Origin of the sequence: Solwaraspora sp. WMMA2065, from assembly GCF_030345075.1 — a bacterium.
GTDB lineage: Bacteria > Actinomycetota > Actinomycetes > Mycobacteriales > Micromonosporaceae > Micromonospora_E.
Map to the genome: position 1 here is coordinate 6682898 of NZ_CP128361.1, position 13515 is coordinate 6696412.

The following is a 13515-nucleotide window of genomic DNA, read 5'->3' on the forward strand; positions in this document are numbered from 1 at the left end:
CACCGGGACCGGGTCGAGCCGGCGGCCCCCCTTCGCCGGCGAGGGAGTGCGACACTGTCAAAGTCGGTGAGTGTGACGGGCCCGGCTCCGGCGGCAGCGGTTGGTCCGGACGAGTTCGGTGGTCGACGGCCGGTGGTGGCCGAGGTGGTTCGGTAGGAGGAGTTGGCATGGGTGTCGGTCGGGTGGTGCGGTTCGACGAGGGCCGTGGGTACGGTTTCATCGCACCGGACGACGGTGGCGACGACGTCTTCGTCCACGCCGGGGAGTTGACCCAACGGGGAATCCGGGTGGCTACCGGCACCCGCGTGTCGTTCAAGGTGATCGACGGCGGCCGGGGGCCGAAAGCGTACGACGTCGAGATCATCGATGATGCCACCGCTCCCACCGGGGGCCCGGGCGGTCGTACGGCGGGCGCTTCCGGCGAGGGCGGCGACGACGAGCTCTGCGAGATCTTCTCCGAGCCGGAGTACCTGCAGCGGATCACCGAGCTGTTGCTGTCCGACGCGTCGTACCTCACCGGTGCGCAGATCGTCGAGTTGCGTGGGCACCTGCTGCGGTTCTCCCGCAAGTGCGGCTGGGTCGACTGACTTCCCGACCACCCGCTACCGCCGAGCACGGCCGACAAGGAGCAGGGGCGAAAAGCAGGTTTGCCCCGCGCAGGTCGGGTAGACAGCCCGGATGACCGGGTCCGAGCCTCCGGCGTACAGCCCCGCGGCAAGCCCGAGCGCCGCGCGACCGGCGCTGCCCGTGCTGATGTACCACTCGATCACTTCGGCGGCCCGGGGGCCGCTGCGGTCACTCGCCGTCGGGCCGGCCCGGTTCGCCGAGCAACTCGCCGCGCTCGCCGACGCCGGATATCGGATGGTAGGCCTCAGCGAGGCGCTCGACCTGCTCGACGACGCGGCGATCGACCGCAACCGGCCGGCTCCGTCGATGGTCGCGCTCACCTTCGACGACGGGTACGCCGATTTCCTCACCCGCGCGCTGCCGCTGCTGGACGCCGCGAACGCCCGGGCCACCCTCTACCCGTCGGTCGGGCACCTCGGGCAGTACGCCGACTGGCTGGGCCAGTGGGCCGACGAGTTCGGCCCGCTGCTGGACTGGACCCAGTTGGACGAGGTGGCCGGGTCGGGCCGGGTCGAGATCGGCTCGCACGGTCTGCTGCACCATCCGCTCGACGTCCTGCCGCCGCAGCGGGCGGCGGACGAGATCGTCGTCGCCCGGGACCGTCTCGAACAGCGGTTCGGCATCCCGGTCCGGTCGTTCTGCTACCCGCACGGCTACCACGACTGGCGGGTCCGGGCGGCGGTCCGCCGGGCCGGGCACGACAACGCGTGCGAGGTGGGCCGACGGCGGTACCGGCCGGGCGACCGGCGGCTCGCCGTACCCCGGCTGCTGCCGACCGGTGACCACGACGGCACCGCGCTGCTCGACCTGGTCCGCACCGGCGGACCTCGGATGGTGCCGCAGGCGAAACGACTGGCCCAGCCCGCCTGGCGGTTGACCCGGCGGGTGGCCCGGCGGGCCGGCCGGCAGTTGACGTGACGGCCCGCCGTTGGTGGCGGCGCGGCGGCCTGCTGGCGGTCGCGGCCGGCCTTGCCACGCTGGTCCTGACCCTCGGTGTGCTGGTTCCGCTACTGCAGCACCGTGCCAACCAACCCGACCAGCCCGACCAGACCAGCCAGCCTGGTCAGCCCGACGGGACCGGTCAGCCGGACTCCGGCGGCGGACCGCCGCCGGCCGGGCCGCCACCCACCACGGCCGGCGGCGACCGGACGACGAACCCGTCCGGGATCGCCCTGCCCACCGGCGATCTGCCCGGCTGGCGGCAGATCTTCGTCGACGACTTCGACGGCACCGAGCTGAGCGACGACTGGTTCGCCTACTCCGGGCAGCCGGACGGTGATCCGGGCGGCTGGTTCGACCCCGGCCACGTGTCGGTCGGCGCCGGCATGCTCACCATCGGCGGCTGGCGGGAAGCCAGCCGGGACAACATCTACGTCACCGGCGGGGTGTCCAATCGGCGGGCGGTGACCCGCAGCTACGGCCGGTACGACATCCGGTTCCGGATGGACCAGGGCACCGGGATCGCGTACGCGCTGCTGCTCTGGCCGGGCGACAACGTCTATCCGCCGGAGATCGACATCGCCGAGGACAACGGCAAGGGCCGGGACCGGATGTACGGGGTGCTGCATCCGGTGACCGGCGACCAGATCGGGCATGACGTCGGCGGCGACTTCACCCGCTGGCACACCGCCGGTCTGGAGTGGACGCCGGACCGGCTGGTCTACACCCTGGACGGCGAGCCCTGGGCGACGGTCACCGGCGCACAGGTGCCCGACGAGCCGATGGCGCTCGCTCTGCAGAGCCAGGCGTGGTACTGCGGGCACACCTGGGAGGCCTGCCCGGACGAGACGACACCGGACGTGGTCAACCTCCAGATCGACTGGGTCGCCATCTACGCTCCGGCCTGATGCCCGGCAGGGCGTCCGCTGTCGGCACCGTCACCCGGCGTACCGGTAGACGGTGACGTCGTCGCTGCGCTGGAAGACCGACCAACGGTCCCGGCCGTCGAGCAACCGCTCCAGGCGGTCCAACGACCCGGGCGCAAAGTAGCCGAAGTAGTCGGACTGCCGCCGCATACCGTCGCTGACCACCAGGTACGCCGGGTCGCCGGCGAACGAGCCGAGGAACTCTTCGATCGTCGGCAGGTGCTCGCCGTCCAGCGCGGCGCCGCGCAGTTGCGCCCCGACCACCAGGTCCGGCTCGCCAGCCGGCACATCGGTGTTGAACCCCGGATACGCCGCCGTCAGCCGACTGGGAAAGTTGGACGTGGCAACGGCGATGGTGGCACCGGGCTCGGCGGCGGCGTACAGCTGGCGGGCGGCGGCCACCTCGTCGGCGGTCTGCCGGTCCACGGCCAACTGCCCGTGCCGACCCTGCACCGTACCGAGGGCGAAGCCGCCGAGCGCCACAGCGACCGCCACCGCCGCGACCGGCCCCAGCCACCGCCGACGCCGGCCAACCCGACGCAGGTCGGCGCGGTCAACCCGACGCAGGTCGGCCCGGTCGACAACCGCGCGGGCGATCAGGAAGGCGCACCACGGCGCGGAGAACAGGAACACCCGGTAGATCGCCTCGCCGCCGTAGCTCTGCGCCGCGAGCAGGACGAACGGCGTGGCGGCCAGCAGCGCCGGCACCAGCACGGTACGCAGCCGGCGACGGTACGCCAGCACCGCCAGCACGGTCAGCGCCCAGACGGTCAGCGCGAGCGTACGGACCACGATCGCCGAGAACGCCTGCCCGGTCGAACCCCAGCTCTCGGCGTTGCCGGCGGCGTTGGCGAAGATGTCGAACCCGTCGAAGACGCCGAACGCCTCCGACACGAACCCGAACCGGGGCAGCAGGTAGCCGAGCACGACCGCGCCCATCGCCAGCGGCAGCCAGCGGGGCCGGACCAGCCGCAGCGCGGCCAGCACGGCCACCTGCGCCACCACCAGGTACGGCGACAGCTGGTGGGCGGCGGTGAGCACGGCCAGCAGCGCCAACGCCGCCACTGTCGCCCAGCCCCGGACCCGGCGGTCCGGTCCATCTCGGCGGTCCGATGCGCTGCCACCGGTCGGCGAGCGCAGCCAGGTCAGCACGATCAGCAGCACCCCGAGGCTGAGCAGGAAACCGAATGCCTGCGGGGACAGGTAGTCCTCTTCCACCCAGTTGACCGCGAAGAACCCGAACACGGTCAGGTACGCCACCCGCCGGTCGTCGGCGAGGGTACGGGCGATGGCGTACAGCACCGGGGCGGCGGCCAGGTTGAAGAAGACCGGCGACCAGTCGGCCAGCGCCGCCGGGGCGATGCCACCGGCCGCGCCGAGCTGGGCGGCACCGGCGAACAACGCCGGCCACTGCTGGTAGATGTCGGTCGCCGAGTCGACCGGGTTGCCGGCTGCGATGAGGTCGATCACCCCTAGGTGCTTGTACGTCCAGGCGTACTGCGGTTGGTCCAGCAGCAGCGGGGTGGTGCCGTGCAGCAGCACGACCAGCAGCACCAGGTAGCCGGCGGCAGCCAGCCCGCGCCCGGTGGCCCGGTCGGCGGCGGTAGGCCGGTCGGCGGTGGGCCGCAGCCCGGCGAGCGCGGCGACGAAGCCGGCGACGGTGAGCGCCAGCGCGGCCAGGAAGACCGGACTGACGGCGCCGAGCAGCCCGAAACCGCCCACCTGCGCCACATCGGTGCGGGACACCGCGATCCACCACAGCGCCAACGCCGCACCGATCACCACGGCATGCGCCAGCAGCGGCCGCCGTGCGACAGCCGGGCGCCCGGCGAGGCCCGCCCGCCGGGCGTACGGCCACCGTCGGACCGGCCCGGGGCGGGAACCGTGGCCGTGGCCGGCCCGCGTGATGCGGAGCAGGCCGGCGGCGCTGACGGCCGCCACCGCCACCGCCAGCGCGCCGACGGCCAGCCTGGGCTGCCACCAGCCGGCCCAGACCGATCCGGTGGCCACGGCTGCGTAACCGGCCAGGCTGGCCAGTACGGTCGTCGCCCACCGGGTCGCCGCCGGCCGGACGGTCAGGTGACTGAGCAGCGCGGCACCGGGGCCCAGGGCGGCGAACGCGACCGCAGTCGGGGCCTGCCACGGGCCGCCGGCTGCCAGACCGAGCAGCGCCAGGACCGCGACGACCAGACCGGTGCCCGCCTGACCGGTCCGGCCGGCACGCGGGTCGGGTGCGGTGTCGACAGCTGGCGCGGTGTGGACACCAGGCGCGGTGTCGACGGCCGGCCCGGCTGCCGGTGCCTGGGGGAGCGGGCGGACGGGGCGCAGGGCGAGATAGGTCATCCGGCACCTCCGGTGTCGGCGGTAACGGTCTCGGACTCGGCGGTACGTCGGGCCCAGGCCGGGGCGCTCGTCGCGTCGCCGGTCGCCCGGTACCGGCGGATCAGCCCGGGAAGCAGCACGATCGCCACTGCGGCCTGTGCCGTACACAGCGCGGCCGCCGGCGCGATGATTCCGACCCGGGGCAACCCGACCCAGCTGACCAGCAGGAACGCGGCGATGCCGACCGACTGCACGGTCACCACCGGCCACATCCGCTTCTCCATCATCGCGAACGCGCAGTAGAGCAGGATCACCCCGGTGAACGGCAGTGACAGCCCGATCAGTCGCAGCGTGTCGGCACCCTCGGCGGCGTACTGCCCGCCGAGCAGCCGCAGCAGCGGCCCGGCCGCCCCGGCGAGCACCGCCGCACCCGGCAGCACCACCGCGGCGACCAGCAGGACCGCCCGGTCGACGTGCGCCCGGGCCGCCGCCGCGTCGCTGGACGCGGTGACCACGAACGAGGTGACGACGTTCCACAGCAGGGTGCTGCCGGCCACCCCGATCACCCACGGGATGTAGAAGTAGGCGCTGGCGGTGGCGCCCAGCACGCTGGCCACCAGCACCGGCGGCAGGTACGCGACCGCGTTGGTGAGCAGCCCGTTGACGTACTCGGCGGAGGCGAAGCCGAGCAGCTCCCGCCGGGCCGGAGCCGGCGCCTCCGGAGCGCTTCGGGCGTGCGCCGGGGCGAGCCGGGCCAGCACCCACCAGTTGACCCCGAGCATGGTCGCCAGCATCGGCGCCGACCAGGCGAGCAGCATCCCGTCACCGGCGGCGGTGCCGGCCAGCAGCGGCAACAGCGCAACCTTGGCGGTGGACGCGATCACGTTCTTCGCCGGTACGCTGCCGGCCCGCCGCAGCGCGGTCAGCACTCCGTCGGTGATGAAGAAGATCGCCGTGCCGACCACGGCGGCGACGAAGAGCAGCCGCTGCGTCGGTGCCGGGCCGATGATGCCGGTGCCCATGCCGAGGGCCAGGAACCCGCCGCTGAGCAGCAGGGACATCGCCGCCGACGCGGCGTATCCGGCGAGCACCAGCCGGCGGGTGTGCCGACCGGCGCCGGGCAGGAACCGCGCGTACAGGTTGATCAGGTTGAGTTGGGCGAGCCCGGCCAGCAGCGTCATCGCCGACACCGCCGCCGATGCCCGGCCGACCGCCTCCGGCGCGAACCAGCGGGCGGCCACCACCCAGAACACGAACCCCAGCGCGGCGCTGGCCACCGTCGAGGTCATCAGCGCCGCCGCGCTGCGCAGCAGTGCCGGCCGGCGGACCATCACCGCCGCCGTTGGCGGGACGGTCGTGCCGGCGGCGGTCACGGCCAGCCCCGCATCCGACGGCGCAGCCGCCGGGCGGCCATCCGGCTGCGCAGGTACGCGACCGGCCCGGCGAGCAGCCCGCGCCGGTTGGCGCCGACCAGCTCGCGGGGGAAGTCGTCGCGCAGCCCGGCCAACCGCTGCCCGTCACCGCCGCCGAACGTGTCGCGCAGCGCGGTCGGGGCCAGCCGCAGCAGCGGTCCGAGCAGCCGAGGTTCGCGCAGTAGCAGGCTGGTGTAGGCGGCGGTCAGTCCGGTGCCGTAGCCGACCAGTTGGTTGCGCAGCCCGGCCAGGTCCCGGCGGTGGTGGTGCCAGACCAGGGCGCTGGGCTGGTAGGCGACGGTGCCGTCGGCGACCAGCACCTGCATCAGGGCCAGGGTGTCCTCGGAGCCCATCGCGGGGGTGCCGGCGCCGAGCGCGGTGTCGAAGCCGCCGATGCGCTCCAGCACGCCGGGTCGGAAGGCCATGTTGCCGCCGGCGCCGAACGGCGGCAGCGGGTAGAGCGGACTCTGCCGGTGCGCGGTGGCCGGGGAGAACAGGTCCGGTGTGAAGCCACGGCCCTTGCTGTGCCCGCCGTACTGTTCGAACCACAGCTGCGCGTCGGTGGCCAGTTCGGCCGGCGCGATGGCTCCGGTGACCGCGTCGGCCTGCGGGTGGTCGGCCAGGGCGCGGGCGATCTCGGCGAGCCAGTGCGGGTCGGCCTCCTCGTCGTCGTCGATCCAGGCGACGATCTCGCCGACGGTGGCGCGCAGCGCCCGGTTGCGGGCGTGCGACAGCCCGGGCCGGGGTTCACGGATGTAGTCAACTGGTGTTCCGTTGCCGTCGGCGGTCGCGCCGCCACCGTCGGCGGCCCGGGCGACGACCTTGACGGTGGCGTCGCTGACCGGCGCGTTGTCCACCACCAGCACCCGGAACCGGGGGTACTGCTGGGCCAGCACGCTGTCCAGGGTGCGGGCCAGCCCGGCGGGCCGTTCCCGGGTGCAGACGACCACGGTGATGCGCGGCGCGTCGTCGAGCACCTCGGCCCGCCGGGTCAGGTAGCCGGGTTCGGGCCGGTCGGCCGGGGGGATCTCCCGGTCGACGGCGGCGGCGAGGTCCGCGCCGGTCAGCCCGTGCGGCGGTACGTCGAGCAGCAGCGCGCCGATCGGCTGGGTGAACTGCCGGACCAGCAGCCAGGCGCGTTCCACCCGGCGGCCGGCCGGGTCGGTCCCGGGGACGTCCGGGAACCGGTCGGTGACTTCCAGGTCGATGACGGTGGCCGGGATCCGGTCCGCGGTGCCGGCCGGGAGGTGCACGGAGGTACGCGGGTTCATCGTGCGGCTCCGATCGGTGGGGGTGGGGACGGAGTCTGGGTGGCGCGGCCGGCGAGTCCGGTCAGCGCGCCGGTGGCTGCGGCGGCGGTGCCGGCGAGGATGGCGCCGGCCCGGGCGACGTGCCGGTGGCCGCGCCCGCGCAGGGTCGCGCCGATCTCCCGACGTAGCGCGGCGGGCAGCGTACGGCGCAGGTAGTCCTGCTCGGCGCCGAGGCTGGGCGCGCCGTCGAGTAGCCCGGCCATCATGACCTTGCCGCGGCCTTCGGCGAAGCAGCGGCGCAGGAAGTAGCGGAAGGTGCTGTGCGTGGCGGGTACGCCGTGCGAGATGACCGCCTGCGGCACGTACCACCACTGCCCGCCGGTGACCGCGGCCATCCGCAGGCAGAGCTCGGTGTCCTCGGGCCGTGCCCGGTTGCTGACCTTGCCGAAGCCGGTGCGGAAACCGCCGGCGGTGAGAAACGCGTCGCGGCGTACCGCCATGCTGGCCGACCAGACGTTGCGCACCGGTCCGGGTCGGACCGGCTGGCCGGCGTACGAGCCGCCGACCGCCCACCGGAACTCGGCGGGGAACCAGCCTGGCTGGTGCCGTTCCCAGGCGGGTTCGATGGCGCCGCCGGCCCCGACCACCGTCGGGTCGGTGAACGCGGCGACCAGTCCGGCCAGCCAGCCGGGGTGGGCGACGACGTCGTCGTCGAGGAACACCACGAGGTCGCTGCCGGCGTGCCGGGCGCCGGTGTTGCGGTTGCCGGAGACGCCCCGCTGGTACGCGTTGCCGAGCACGGTGACCGTGGGCAGCTCCCGCCTGATCCGGTCGGCGAGCGCGGGGTGATGGTCGACCACCACGATGATCTCGGCCGGCTCGAGATCCTGCCGGCGGACGGAGTCGACGGCGCTACGCAGCCCGGCGAGCCGGTCCGGGTGGTGGGTCGGGACCACCACGCTGACGGTCGGTGGACGCATCGCTCAGCCCTCCTCGACGGTCACCGGTACGGTGGCGGTCCGCTGCCGGCGGTGCTGCCGGCGGGTCCGGCGCAGTCGGCGTTCGCGGCCGAACTCACTGAGGATGGTGCGCAGCACCCGGGTGCCGTCGCGCACCGTGTCGAGGTTGCTCTCGCCGTGAATCCGCAGGTGCTCGATGCTGGGCACCTCGGTGATCCGCAGCCCGTGGGCGGCGACCCGGACGTTGATCAATGTTTCGATCTCGAAACCGTCGCCCCACAGCTTGCTGCCGTCGGCGGGCCGGGGGGTGGTCGGGTCGGGCAGGTCCAGCGCTGGGACCACCCGTCGCCAGAAGGCGTTGTAGCCGTAGCACAGGTCGGTGAACCGGGTGCCGAACAGCAGGTTGACCATGCCGTTGAGGCCTTCGTTGCCGAGCCGGCGCAGCGGGGTGATGTCGTGGCTGCCGCCACCGGCGCGGAAGCGGGAACCCTTGGCGAAGTCGGCTCCGGCGAGCAGCGCGGCGACGAAGCGTGGGATCTCGGCCGGGTCGGTCGACCCGTCGGCATCGATCATGACCACGATGTCGCTGGTTGCGGCGGCGAACCCGCAGGCGAGAGCGTTGCCCTTGCCGGTACGGGTCTGCTGGACGATCCGCACCGCAGGCCAGAGTGCCCGGGCGACCTGCACCGTGCGGTCGACCGAGCCGCCGTCGACGACGACGACCTCGTCGACGTCACGGGGGAGCCGGGCGAAGACGTGCGGCAGGTTCCGTTCCTCGTTGATGGTGGGGATGACGACGGTCACCGACGGCAGGTGCGGGCCGTGCCGGGTCGGCGGTGCGGGCGGTGTCGGGTGTACCCGGGTGCTGGCGTAGACGGACATGCCGGTGTCCTCCGGGGGGTGGGGGGAGGGTGCGGGACACCAGACGACGCGGGGCCGTTCGCGCGCCGCCCGGACTGACTTAGCGGTCCATCACCGGGGGTCAACAACCTGATATGCCGGTTATTTCGGGCGCCGCGCGGGTCGGTGGGCCGGGTCACATCCGCCGTTGCGTAGTTGGTTCGACTAGAGCCGGCACCAGGTGATGTCGGGCGTGTGCGCTGAGCCGCGCCGGGCGGGGAACCATCACCAGCAGGTTTCCGGGCGGTTGCGGTGGGAGCGTTCCCATGGCATGATGATGATCGATTGGCGCTGCGGAGCCAGCCAAGCACACCTGTTTCGCCGAGGGCAACCGGATCTTCCGGCCGGCGATCCGACCGCCGAGTCGTCCGTCCGACGACAGGTGGTGCACCGACCTCACCAGGGTCCCGGCCGATGCGCCGGCGACCAGTTATGTCGCGAGGAGACAACTCCGCATGAACCTGAACCCACTACGCGGCGCCGGGCGCTCGCGGATGCGCCGCGGGCTGTCCGCGGCCGCCGCGGTCGTACTCGGCTCCGGTGTACTCGTCGTCGCGGCCACCCAGGCCAGCGCCGCCGCCGGGTGCCGTGTCGACTACTCGGTCAACCAGTGGAACACCGGATTCACCGCCAACCTGACCGTCACCAACCTCGGTGACCCGCTGAGCAGCTGGACCCTGGAGTGGGACTACTCCGGCAACCAGCGGATCACTCAGGCGTGGAACAGTGAGTTCACCCAGAGTGGCACCCGGGTGACTCTTCGGAACGCCCCGTGGAACGGTTCGCTGGGCACCAACGCCAGCGTCAACCCCGGCTTCAATGCAAGCTACTCCGGCACCAACACCGCGCCCACGGTGTTCCGCCTCAACGGGGTGGCGTGCAACGGTGGCACCACGCCGACGACCGCCCCGCCCACCACGGCGCCGCCGACGACCGCCCCGCCTACCACCGCGCCGCCGCCGACGACGGCGCCCCCGACGTCTCCGCCGCCGGGTGGGCCGCGGGTGGACAACCCGTACGTGGGCGCGGATGTGTACGTGAACCCGATCTGGAGTGCGAACGCGGCGGCTGAGGCGGGTGGTAGCCGGATCGCGGACGAGCCGACGGGTGTGTGGCTGGACCGCACGAGCGCGATCTACGGCAACAACAGCCCGACGACGGGTGACATGGGTCTGGCCGACCATCTGGACGAGGCGGTGCGGCAGGACGCGGCGAACGGTAGCCGTCCGCTGGTCTTCCAGGTGGTGATCTACAACCTGCCGGGTCGCGACTGTGCGGCGTTGGCGTCCAACGGTGAGTTGGGTCCGACGGAGATTGGCGCGTACCGGACGGAGTACATCGATCCGATCGCGGAGATCGTGGGTCGGGCGGCGTACCGGAATCTGCGGATCGTGGCGGTGATCGAGATCGATTCGCTGCCGAACCTGATCACGAACGTGGGCAGCCGGCCGACGGCGACGCCTGAGTGTGACGTGATGCTGGCGAACGGCAACTACGTGACGGGTGTCGGTTACGCGATCTCGCAGCTGGGTGACGTGCCGAACGTGTACAACTACATCGACGCCGGGCACCACGGCTGGATCGGCTGGGAGGACAACTTCGGTCCGACGGCGCAGATCATCGCGCAGGCGGCGAACGCGTCGGGTGCGTCGCCGTCGGATGTGCACGGGTTCATCACGAACACGGCGAACTACTCGGCGTTGCGGGAGCCGTACATCACGGTGGACAGCAACACTCGCCAGTCGTCGTGGATCGACTGGAACAACTACAACGACGAGCTGTCGTTCGCGCAGGCGTTCCGGCAGCGGTTGGTGCAGGCTGGGTTCCCGTCGGGTGTCGGCATGCTGATCGACACGTCGCGTAACGGTTGGGGTGGTTCGGCGCGGCCGACCGGTCCGAGCAACGCCACCGATGTGGACACCCGCGTCGACGAGTCGCGGATCGACCGGCGGTTCCAGAAGGGCAACTGGTGCAACCAGTCGGGTGCCGGTCTGGGCGAGCGTCCGACCGCGGCGCCCGCTTCGGGTATCGACGCGTACGTGTGGATCAAGCCGCCGGGTGAGTCGGACGGGTCGAGCCGGGAGATCCCGAACGACGAGGGTAAGGGTTTCGACCGGATGTGTGACCCGACGTACACGGGTAACCCGCGGAACAACAACAACATGAGTGGTGCCCTGCCGAACGCGCCGGTTTCCGGGCACTGGTTCTCGGCTCAGTTCCAGGAGCTGATGGCGAACGCGTACCCGCCACTGTGACAAGGCTGGACGCTCGACACTGAGCGGGGCCCGGTGCCGGACACGGCACCGGGCCCCGCCCCATTTCGGCCGTTGCCCCTGACGGGTCAGCGCCCAGGTCAGGGCACGGCAGGTCAGGGTACGGTGCGTTCGATCGCTGCGGCACCGTCGTGTTCCAGCTCCTGGCGCGCCCGGTCCACCTGCTCCGGACTGCCGTCGCCACCCTTGGCCACCGCGAGGTCCTCCGCGTCCCACGGCTGCTCGGCGCCGGTCCGTACTCGTGCCGGACCGGACTGGCCGATCGGGGGTTGGAAGTCCGGACTGTCCTGCTCGGTGTCCGGGTCGGTGACCAGCAGCGGTACGGTGGTGTCGTCCTCGACCGCTGCGGCCACTGCTGGTTCCTCCTCCAGCGGCACCCGGCCGATCGCATCCTCGCGGTCCGTCATGGCCGTCCCCTCCCGTCCGAACCGTGGATTCACCGGGTACCCGCGACCGAGGCGGATATGCGCGGATACCGGCCGGCGGAAAACGCGTGACCTCCGGCGCAACTGGCACCGGAGGTCACAGAGATCGGTAGGGTCAGGTTCTGGCGACGGCTCAGTTCGACAGCACCCGGTCCAGCAGATCCCGGTAGCGGCGGACCGCCATCCGCAGTTGCTCGGTGTCCTCCGGACCGGCGTCGGTCCACCCGCCGAGTTCGTCACGCTGCGCGGTCAACGCCACAGTGAGCGCCTCGACGGCCTCGGTCACCAGGTTCTGTGCCTCGTCCGCCGCGGCGTGCGGGTCGTCGACGAAACGCAGCTGCACGTCGCGCCAGCGGTCCCGGAACGCGTCCGCCTGCTCCGCCGCGAAGATCCCCGCCGGCTCCGGCTGCCCGGTCTGCTGCGCTTCGCCGCCGTCGCCCACCCGTACGGTGTCGTCGTCGCTGGGGTCGCGCGGCTCGTGCAGGCGCTCCGGGCCGGCCATGGCGGAGGCCGCGACCGCGCCGCCGACGGTGGCGGCGCCGAACGCGGTCGGCTGTTCGACCGGCTCGTGGTGGACCGGCTCGTCCCGGTCGGGCGTCGCTATGCCGGAGACGACCTCGGTACGGTCCGGGTCCACGTACCCGTCGCGGTCGTGACCGGCGTCCGGACGGCCCGGTCCGCCGTGCGGGGTGATGACCTCGGTACGTTCGTCGTGCCACTGATCGGTGCGGGTCATGATGTCTCTCCTCAGCGGGTCGAAGCTTCCGTCGGGGTCGAGGCTTGCTCGGTCGGGGTCGAGGCTTGCTCGGTCGCGGTCGAGGTGGGCACGGGGTCCTCCCCGAGCAGTTCGGCGAAGAGCGCCCGGTAGTGCACCACGGCCTGACGCAACTGCTCTGTGCTCGCCTCCCCGCGCTCGTTGGCCAGATGGATCTCGTGCGCCTCGCGGTACCTGCCGAGCGTACGGGCGTGCTCCACGGAGAGCTGAGCCACCTGCTCGTCGTAGTCCCCGGTCGGGTAGCCGAGCTCGGCGATCAGCCGGGTGAGCAGTTCGTCGGCGTCGCCGACCGCGGCGCCGGGTGCGTCGACGAACCGGGTCTGTACGTCGGCCCAGGCGGCGGCGTAACGGGCGCGGGACGTCTCAGCCAACGGGGTCAGGGTCAACTCGGCGTGCCGGCGTTCCCGCTGCCGGAGCTCGCGTTCGGCGGCGCTGCGGCTGTCCTGCTCGGCGACGACCCGGTCGTACTCCGGACCGAAGGTGCCACGCAGGTCGTGGCGCCGCCGCCACCGGGTCCCGAGCAGGGCGAGCGCCGCGAGCGCGACGAGAAGTACGGCGGCGATGAGGACGATCTCGATGGGCGACATGGTTGTTCCTCCTTCTCACCCTGGTATTCCCGCTCGACCCGGAATCTCAATCCAGGTTTGTCACATTTCCTTGACGATCTCGTCGGCATCTGATCCGGATCGCTCGCCGGGATGGTCCGC

Annotated in this window: 12 protein-coding genes; 4 read left to right on the forward strand and 8 right to left on the reverse strand. The window is 72.5% G+C overall.

Features of this window, described 5'->3' with window-relative positions; all coding sequences use genetic code 11:
- Nucleotides 1-167 precede the first annotated feature (167 nt).
- The 3 genes from O7610_RS30190 to O7610_RS30200 all read left to right on the forward strand — a co-directional run bounded on the left by O7610_RS30190 (nt 168) and on the right by O7610_RS30200 (nt 2474).
- Nucleotides 168-587, forward strand: a complete 420-nt coding sequence (locus O7610_RS30190; RefSeq protein WP_281553698.1) for a cold-shock protein — start codon at nt 168-170, stop codon at nt 585-587.
- 91 nt (nt 588-678) lie between these two features.
- Nucleotides 679-1545, forward strand: a complete 867-nt coding sequence (locus tag O7610_RS30195; protein WP_281553699.1) for a polysaccharide deacetylase family protein — start codon at nt 679-681, stop codon at nt 1543-1545.
- Nucleotides 1542-2474, forward strand: coding sequence for a glycoside hydrolase family 16 protein (locus O7610_RS30200; protein ID WP_289212388.1), 933 nt, complete (start codon nt 1542-1544; stop codon nt 2472-2474). Before O7610_RS30195 ends, O7610_RS30200 begins: the two co-directional genes overlap by 4 nt.
- A 30-nt stretch (nt 2475-2504) precedes the next feature.
- On the opposite strand, the gene O7610_RS30205 is transcribed toward O7610_RS30200, so the two are convergent.
- The 5 genes from O7610_RS30205 to O7610_RS30225 are packed head-to-tail and all read right to left on the reverse strand — an operon-like array spanning nt 2505 to nt 9317.
- A complete protein-coding gene (locus O7610_RS30205) occupies nt 2505-4835 on the reverse strand; it encodes a hypothetical protein (protein ID WP_289212389.1) in 2331 nt (776 codons plus the stop codon).
- Nucleotides 4832-6187: a lipopolysaccharide biosynthesis protein gene (locus O7610_RS30210; protein WP_289212390.1), complete on the reverse strand. Its 1356-nt coding sequence runs from the start codon at nt 6185-6187 to the stop codon at nt 4832-4834. The genes O7610_RS30205 and O7610_RS30210 overlap by 4 nt, the downstream gene beginning before the upstream one ends.
- Nucleotides 6184-7497, reverse strand: coding sequence for a glycosyltransferase family 2 protein (locus tag O7610_RS30215; RefSeq protein ID WP_289212391.1), 1314 nt, complete (start codon nt 7495-7497; stop codon nt 6184-6186). The genes O7610_RS30210 and O7610_RS30215 overlap by 4 nt, the downstream gene beginning before the upstream one ends.
- A complete protein-coding gene (locus O7610_RS30220) occupies nt 7494-8456 on the reverse strand; it encodes a glycosyltransferase family 2 protein (protein WP_289212392.1) in 963 nt (320 codons plus the stop codon). The genes O7610_RS30215 and O7610_RS30220 overlap by 4 nt, the downstream gene beginning before the upstream one ends.
- A gap of 3 nt (nt 8457-8459) precedes the next feature.
- On the reverse strand, nt 8460-9317 hold the full coding sequence (locus tag O7610_RS30225) for a glycosyltransferase family 2 protein (protein ID WP_281553705.1): 858 nt from the start codon (nt 9315-9317) through the stop codon (nt 8460-8462).
- A 473-nt stretch (nt 9318-9790) separates the two neighbouring features.
- Here O7610_RS30225 and O7610_RS30230 point away from each other — a divergent pair, with 473 nt between their 5' ends.
- A complete protein-coding gene (locus O7610_RS30230) occupies nt 9791-11590 on the forward strand; it encodes a glycoside hydrolase family 6 protein (RefSeq protein ID WP_289212393.1) in 1800 nt (599 codons plus the stop codon).
- A gap of 113 nt (nt 11591-11703) precedes the next feature.
- On the opposite strand, the gene O7610_RS30235 is transcribed toward O7610_RS30230, so the two are convergent.
- The 3 genes from O7610_RS30235 to O7610_RS30245 form a co-directional block, all read right to left on the reverse strand.
- Nucleotides 11704-12015 (reverse strand): hypothetical protein, encoded by a 312-nt coding sequence (locus O7610_RS30235; RefSeq protein ID WP_281553707.1) that lies wholly within the window; start codon nt 12013-12015, stop codon nt 11704-11706.
- Nucleotides 12016-12166: 151 nt separating this feature from the next.
- Nucleotides 12167-12769 carry a hypothetical protein gene (locus O7610_RS30240; protein ID WP_289212394.1) on the reverse strand — a complete coding sequence of 201 codons (603 nt, stop codon included), beginning with the start codon at nt 12767-12769 and terminating at the stop codon, nt 12167-12169.
- An 11-nt stretch (nt 12770-12780) separates the two neighbouring features.
- Nucleotides 12781-13395 (reverse strand): hypothetical protein, encoded by a 615-nt coding sequence (locus O7610_RS30245; RefSeq protein WP_281553709.1) that lies wholly within the window; start codon nt 13393-13395, stop codon nt 12781-12783.
- Between the last annotated feature and the right edge of the window lie 120 nt (nt 13396-13515).

Bases quoted from the DNA above. Each gene is read 5' to 3' on its own strand.
- O7610_RS30230 (WP_289212393.1), top strand. From the start codon at position 9,791: ATGAACCTGAACCCACTACGCGGCGCCGGGCGCTCGCGGATGCGCCGC.
- O7610_RS30205 (WP_289212389.1), bottom strand. From the start codon at position 4,835: ATGACCTATCTCGCCCTGCGCCCCGTCCGCCCGCTCCCCCAGGCACCG.
- O7610_RS30225 (WP_281553705.1), bottom strand. From the start codon at position 9,317: ATGTCCGTCTACGCCAGCACCCGGGTACACCCGACACCGCCCGCACCG.
- O7610_RS30215 (WP_289212391.1), bottom strand. From the start codon at position 7,497: ATGAACCCGCGTACCTCCGTGCACCTCCCGGCCGGCACCGCGGACCGG.
- O7610_RS30190 (WP_281553698.1), top strand. From the start codon at position 168: ATGGGTGTCGGTCGGGTGGTGCGGTTCGACGAGGGCCGTGGGTACGGT.
- O7610_RS30195 (WP_281553699.1), top strand. From the start codon at position 679: ATGACCGGGTCCGAGCCTCCGGCGTACAGCCCCGCGGCAAGCCCGAGC.
- O7610_RS30235 (WP_281553707.1), bottom strand. From the start codon at position 12,015: ATGACGGACCGCGAGGATGCGATCGGCCGGGTGCCGCTGGAGGAGGAA.
- O7610_RS30245 (WP_281553709.1), bottom strand. From the start codon at position 13,395: ATGTCGCCCATCGAGATCGTCCTCATCGCCGCCGTACTTCTCGTCGCG.
- O7610_RS30220 (WP_289212392.1), bottom strand. From the start codon at position 8,456: ATGCGTCCACCGACCGTCAGCGTGGTGGTCCCGACCCACCACCCGGAC.
- O7610_RS30240 (WP_289212394.1), bottom strand. From the start codon at position 12,769: ATGACCCGCACCGATCAGTGGCACGACGAACGTACCGAGGTCATCACC.